The 5,944-nt window shown below is 70.3% G+C and carries 3 protein-coding genes; 2 read left to right on the top strand and 1 reads right to left on the bottom strand.

The window, feature by feature from the left end; translation table 11 throughout:
- Window positions 1-44: 44 nt before the first annotated feature.
- Window positions 45-2,786 (bottom strand): DNA polymerase I, encoded by a 2,742-nt coding sequence (polA, locus tag E2651_RS40500; RefSeq protein WP_135336275.1) that lies wholly within the window; start codon window positions 2,784-2,786, stop codon window positions 45-47.
- Window positions 2,787-2,908: 122 nt separating this feature from the next.
- On the opposite strand from polA, the gene E2651_RS40495 reads away from it, so the two are divergent.
- Both E2651_RS40495 and E2651_RS40490 read left to right on the top strand, forming a co-directional pair.
- Window positions 2,909-5,212 (top strand): FdhF/YdeP family oxidoreductase, encoded by a 2,304-nt coding sequence (locus E2651_RS40495; protein ID WP_135336274.1) that lies wholly within the window; start codon window positions 2,909-2,911, stop codon window positions 5,210-5,212.
- A 46-nt stretch (window positions 5,213-5,258) separates the two neighbouring features.
- The gene (locus E2651_RS40490) at window positions 5,259-5,732 is read left to right on the top strand and encodes a hotdog fold thioesterase (RefSeq protein ID WP_135336273.1); all 474 of its coding nucleotides are present in this window, start codon (window positions 5,259-5,261) and stop codon (window positions 5,730-5,732) included.
- Window positions 5,733-5,944 lie beyond the last annotated feature (212 nt).

Below are 5,944 nucleotides of genomic sequence, written 5' to 3'. Positions count from 1 at the left end.
GCTCCGCCCCCAGCCCCCCCTACAAGATCTCCTCGACGCAGCCGCTAGTGCGCTGCCGACTCCCAGTCGTCCCCGACGCCCACCGAGACGTCCAGCGGTGCCCGCAGTGACACCGCTCCCGCCATCTCCCGGCGGACGATCTCCTCGGCCTTCGCGCGCTCGCCCGGGGCGATTTCCAGGACGATTTCGTCGTGGACCTGGAGCAGCATTCGCGACTTCAGCTTCGCCTTCGTCAGGGCGGTGTCCACGTTCAGCATGGCGATCTTGACGATGTCGGCGGCCGTGCCCTGGATCGGGGCGTTCAGGGCCATCCGCTCGGCCATCTCGCGGCGCTGGCGGTTGTCGCTGTTGAGGTCCGGGAGGTAGCGGCGGCGGCCCAGCATCGTCTCCGTGTAGCCCGTGGCGCGGGCCTCGTCGACGGCTCGGCGCAGATAGTCGCGTACGCCGCCGAAGCGCTCGAAGTACGTGTCCATCAGCGAACGGGCCTCGCCCGCCTCGATGTTGAGCTGCTGGGAGAGGCCGAAGGCGGAGAGGCCGTACGCCAGGCCGTACGACATGGCCTTGATCTTGCGGCGCATCTCGGCGTCGACGTCCGCGCGCTCCACGCCGAACACCTGCGAGGCGACCGTGGTGTGCAGGTCCTCGCCCGAGGTGAACGCCTCCAGGAGGCCCTCGTCCTCGGAGAGGTGCGCCATCACGCGCAGTTCGATCTGGCTGTAGTCCGCGGTCATGAGCGACTCGAAGCCTTCGCCGACCACGAAGCCGCGGCGGATCGCCCGGCCCTCGTCCGTGCGGACCGGGATGTTCTGCAGGTTCGGGTCCGTGGAGGACAGACGGCCCGTCGCCGCCACCGTCTGGTTGAAGGTGGTGTGGATGCGGGCGTCCGCGGCGATCGTCTTGATCAGGCCCTCGACCGTGACCCGGAGCTTCGCCTGCTCGCGGTGGCGCAGCATGATGACCGGCAGTTCGTTCTCGGTCTGGGAGGCCAGCCAGGCCAGGGCGTCCGCGTCCGTGGTGTAGCCGGTCTTGGTCTTCTTCGTCTTGGGGAGGTTCAGCTCTCCGAAGAGGACTTCCTGGAGCTGCTTGGGCGAGCCCAGGTTGAACTCGTGCCCGGCCGCCTCGTGCGCCTCCTTCACCGCCTGCTGCACCGCGCCCGCGAACTGCTGCTCCATCGCCTCCAGATGGGCGCGGTCGGCCGCGATGCCGTGCCGCTCCAGGCGGGCCAGGAGGGTGGAGGTGGGCAGTTCGACGTCCTTGAGGAGGTCGGCCGCGCCGACCTCCTGGAGCCGCTCGCCGAAGGCCGTGCCCAGGTCGAGGATCGTGCGGGCCTGCGCCATCAGCGACTCGGCCTCGGCCTGGTCGTCCTCCTCCGTACCGAAGGCGAGCTGTCCGTCGGCCGCCGAGGCGGGCGCGAGCTCACGGCCCAGGTACTCCAGGGACAGGGCGTCGAGGGCGAAGGAGCGGCGGCCCGGCTTCACCAGGTACGCGGCGAGCGCGGTGTCCATGGCTACGCCGTCCACGGTCCAGCCGTGCTCGGGGAAGACCCGCATCGCACCCTTGGCGTTGTGCAGGACCTTGGGCTTGTCGGGGTCGGAGATCCAGGCCGCGAACGCGTTCTCGTCGGCCTCGTCCAGACGGGACGGGTCGAACCAGGCCGCCGCTCCCCCGGCCGCCGCGACGGCCACCTCGGTCACCGAGCCCGTGCCGAGCTGCCAGGTGTCGACCGTGGCCACGCCCAGGACCGCCGTGCCGTGCTCGGTGAGCCAGGGGGCGAGCTCGCCCGCGCCGAGCACCGTGCCGTCCAGCTCCACGCCGGGCTCGGCCGGGGTCTCCTCGGCCTCCTCCGCGCCGGGGTCCACGGCGAGGAGACGCTCGCGCAGCGAGGGGTTACGGATCTCCAGGGTGTCCAGGACCATGGCCAGCGCCGTGCGGTCGTACGGAGCGCGCTCGAGATCGGTGACCGTCTTGGGGAGCTCGACGTCACGCACCATCTCCGTGAGCCGGCGGTTCAGCTTCACCGCGTCCAGGTGGTCGCGGAAGTTCTGCCCGGCCTTGCCCTTGACCTCCTCGGCGCGCTCGACCAGGTCGGCGAAGGAACCGAACTGGTTGATCCACTTCGCGGCGGTCTTCTCGCCGACGCCCGGGATGCCGGGGAGGTTGTCCGACGGGTCGCCGCGCAGGGCCGCGAAGTCGGGGTACTGGCTGGGCGTGAGGCCGTACTTCTCCTGGACCTTCTCCGGGGTGAAGCGGGTCAGCTCGGAGACACCCTTGGTGGGGTAGAGCACCGTCACGTGGTCGGTGATCAGCTGGAAGGAGTCGCGGTCGCCGGTGACGATCAGGACCTCGAAGCCGGCCTCCTCGGCCTGGGTGGCGAGCGTGGCGATCACGTCGTCCGCCTCGAAGCCGTCCACCGCGAAACGCACCGCGTGCATCGCGTCGAGCATCTCGCCGATCAGCTCGACCTGACCCTTGAACTCGTCCGGGGTCTTGGAGCGGTTCGCCTTGTACTCCGGGAACTCCGAGGAGCGCCACGTCTTGCGCGAGACGTCGAAGGCCACCGCGAAGTGCGTGGGCGCCTCGTCGCGCAGCGTGTTCGCCAGCATCGACGCGAAGCCGTAGATCGCGTTCGTCGGCTGGCCCGTCGCGGTCGTGAAGTTCTCCGCGGGCAGCGCGAAGAACGCCCGGTACGCCAGGGAATGCCCGTCCATGAGGAGCAGGCGCGGACGCTGCTCGCCACTCGGCTTCGTCGCGGTCTCGGACTTCTTCTTCGCTGCTTTTTCTGCCACGTCCCCGATCCTGCCACGCCCCACTGACAGTCAGGCCCAACCCTCACCCGCGACCGCGCTGTCACTGTCGCGTGGGAGGATCGAAGACGTAGCTCACGCACGTGCTCGAAGGGGAGCCGACCATGGCAAGGAAGTCGCCCAAGGGTGATCCGGTCCAGGACGCGCCGCAGGTCGCGGAGGTGCAGCACGCCGCGGCGGGCCTTCCCGCCATCGGCCATTCGCTGCGCATGGCCCAGCAGCAGATGGGTGTGCGCCGCACGACGCTGACCCTGCTCCGGGTCAATCAGAAAGACGGCTTCGACTGCCCCGGCTGTGCCTGGCCCGAGCCGGACCACCGGCACACGTTCGAGTTCTGCGAGAACGGCGCGAAGGCGGTCGCCGAGGAGGCCACGCTGCGCCGTGTCACCCCCGACTTCTTCGCCGCGCACCCCGTCGCGGACCTCGCGACGCGCAGTGGGTACTGGCTGGGGCAGCAGGGCCGCCTCACCCACCCCATGTATCTGGCGGAGGGCGCCGAGCGGTACGAACCGGTCTCCTGGGAGCGGGCCTTCGACATCGTCGCCGAGGAACTCGCGGCGCTGGACAGCCCGGACGAGTCCGTCTACTACACCTCGGGCCGCACCAGCAACGAAGCGGCGTTCCTGTACCAGCTGTTCGCGCGCGAGCTGGGCACCAACAACCTGCCCGACTGTTCGAACATGTGCCATGAGTCGTCGGGCTCCGCGCTCACGGAGACCATCGGCATCGGCAAGGGCAGCGTCCTCCTGGAGGACCTCTACAAGTCGGATCTGATCATCGTCGCCGGTCAGAACCCGGGCACGAACCATCCGCGCATGCTCTCCGCCCTGGAGAAGGCGAAGCGCAACGGCGCGAAGATCATCACGGTCAATCCGCTGCCCGAGGCGGGCCTGGAGCGCTTCAAGGACCCGCAGACCGCGCAGGGCATGCTCAAGGGCACCACCCTCACCGATCTCTTCCTGCAGATCCGCCTCGGTGGCGACCAGGCCCTGTTCCGGCTCCTCAACAAGCTGATCCTCGCCGAGTCTGATAGTGCCTCCGGCGCGGGCTCCGGTGCCGTGGACGAGGAGTTCATCCGCGAACACACCCATGGGTACGAGGAGTTCGCCGAGGCCGCGCGGGACGCCGACTGGGACGAGACGCTCGCCGCGACCGGCCTCGGCCGCGAGCGCATCGAGGAAGCCCTCGCCATGGTGCTCGCCTCAAAGCGCACCGTCGTGTGCTGGGCGATGGGCCTGACCCAGCACAAGCACGCCGTGCCGACGATCCGCGAGGTCGTCAACTTCCTTCTGCTGCGCGGCAACATCGGCCGCCCCGGCGCGGGCGTGTGCCCGGTGCGCGGGCACTCCAACGTGCAGGGCGACCGCACGATGGGCATCTTCGAGCGGCCCGCGCCCGCCTTCCTGGACGCCCTGGAGAAGGAGTTCGGCTTCGCGCCGCCCCGCGAGCACGGCCTGGACGTCGTCCGCGCCATCAAGGCACTGCGGGACGGCGAGGCGAAGGTCTTCTTCGCGATGGGCGGCAACTTCGTGGCGGCGTCGCCCGACACGGAGGTGACGGAGGCGGCGATGCGCAAGGCCCGCCTGACCGTGCACGTCTCGACGAAGCTGAACCGTTCGCACACCGTCACGGGCGCGCGGGCGCTGATCCTGCCGACGCTGGGGCGCACCGAGCGGGACATCCAGAGTAGTGGCGAGCAGTTCGTGACCGTCGAGGACTCCATGGGCATGGTGCACGCCTCGCGCGGCCGCCTCGAGCCCGCGAGCCCGCATCTGCTGTCCGAGCCCGCCATCGTGTGCCGCCTGGCCCGCCGCGTCCTCGGCGCCGAATCGGCCACCCCCTGGGAGGAGTTCGAGAAGGACTACGCCACGGTGCGCGACCGCATCGCGCGCGTGATCCCCGGCTTCGAGGACTTCAACGCGCGCGTGGCGGACCCCGCGGGCTTCACCCTGCCGCACGCCCCGCGCGACGAGCGCCGCTTCCCCACGGCGACCGGCAAGGCCAACTTCACCGCGGCGCCGGTCGAGTTCCCCGCCGTCCCGAAGGGACGGCTGCTGCTGCAGACGCTGCGCTCGCACGACCAGTACAACACCACGATCTACGGCCTGGACGACCGCTACCGCGGCATCAAGAACGGCCGCCGGGTCGTCCTGGTCAACCCCGACGACGCCCGCGAGCTGAGCCTCGCCGACGGGTCGTACGCGGACCTCGTCAGCGAGTGGAAGGACGGCGTGGAGCGGCGGGCACCCGGCTTCCGGATCGTGCACTATCCGACGGCCCGGGGCTGCGCGGCGGCGTACTACCCGGAGACGAACGTGCTGATCCCGCTGGACGCGACCGCCGACACCAGCAACACCCCTGCCAGCAAGTCCGTCGTCGTACGCCTGGAACAATCGGGTACCGACTGAGCGTTCGCTCAGCGACAACCGAGCACCACGAACGGAGCAGGGCCCCATGGGCGAGCAGCACGACGTGAAGTTCCCGCAAGAGGTCATCGACGAGTACGCCGCGCTCGGCGTCGACCTGCCCGCCCTGTTCTCCGCGGGCGACCTGGGCAACCGGATGGGCGTCCAGATCCTCGAGGCCTCCGCCGACCGTGTCGTCGGCACCATGCCGGTCGAGGGCAACACCCAGCCCTACGGCCTGCTGCACGGCGGCGCCTCCGCGGTACTCGCCGAGACCCTCGGCTCGGTGGGCTCGATGCTGCACGGCGGCAGCACGAAGCTCGCCGTCGGCGTCGACCTGAACTGCACGCACCACCGCGGCGCCCGCTCGGGCCTGGTCACGGGCGTGGCGACACCCGTGCACCGGGGCCGCTCCACGGCGACGTACGAGATCGTCATCACCGACGAGCAGGACAAGCGGGTGTGCACCGCGCGGCTGACGTGCCTGCTGCGCGACGTGGAGCCCAACGGCTCCGCCGGGTAAGCCGGTTGAGGGCGGGCGCACCTCCACTGGATCAGGCGCGCCCCACGCATTGTCGGAGCGCACGGCTCCGGTCTAGCGTCGGTGCATGAGGCACCGGAAGCAGCTCTGTGCGCTCGCCGTCACCACCCTCCTGGCCGCCACACCCGGTGTCACCGGATGCGGAGGCTCCGCTCCCACCGAGCCCACCGACACCGCGAGCCCCGGCAGGACCC

The sequence above is a fragment of the Streptomyces sp. MZ04 genome (genome assembly GCF_004684775.1).
Taxonomy (GTDB): Bacteria; Actinomycetota; Actinomycetes; order Streptomycetales; family Streptomycetaceae; genus Streptomyces.
Note: the sequence above shows the minus strand (reverse complement) of the source record. Positions and strands in the feature narration are given on the sequence as shown.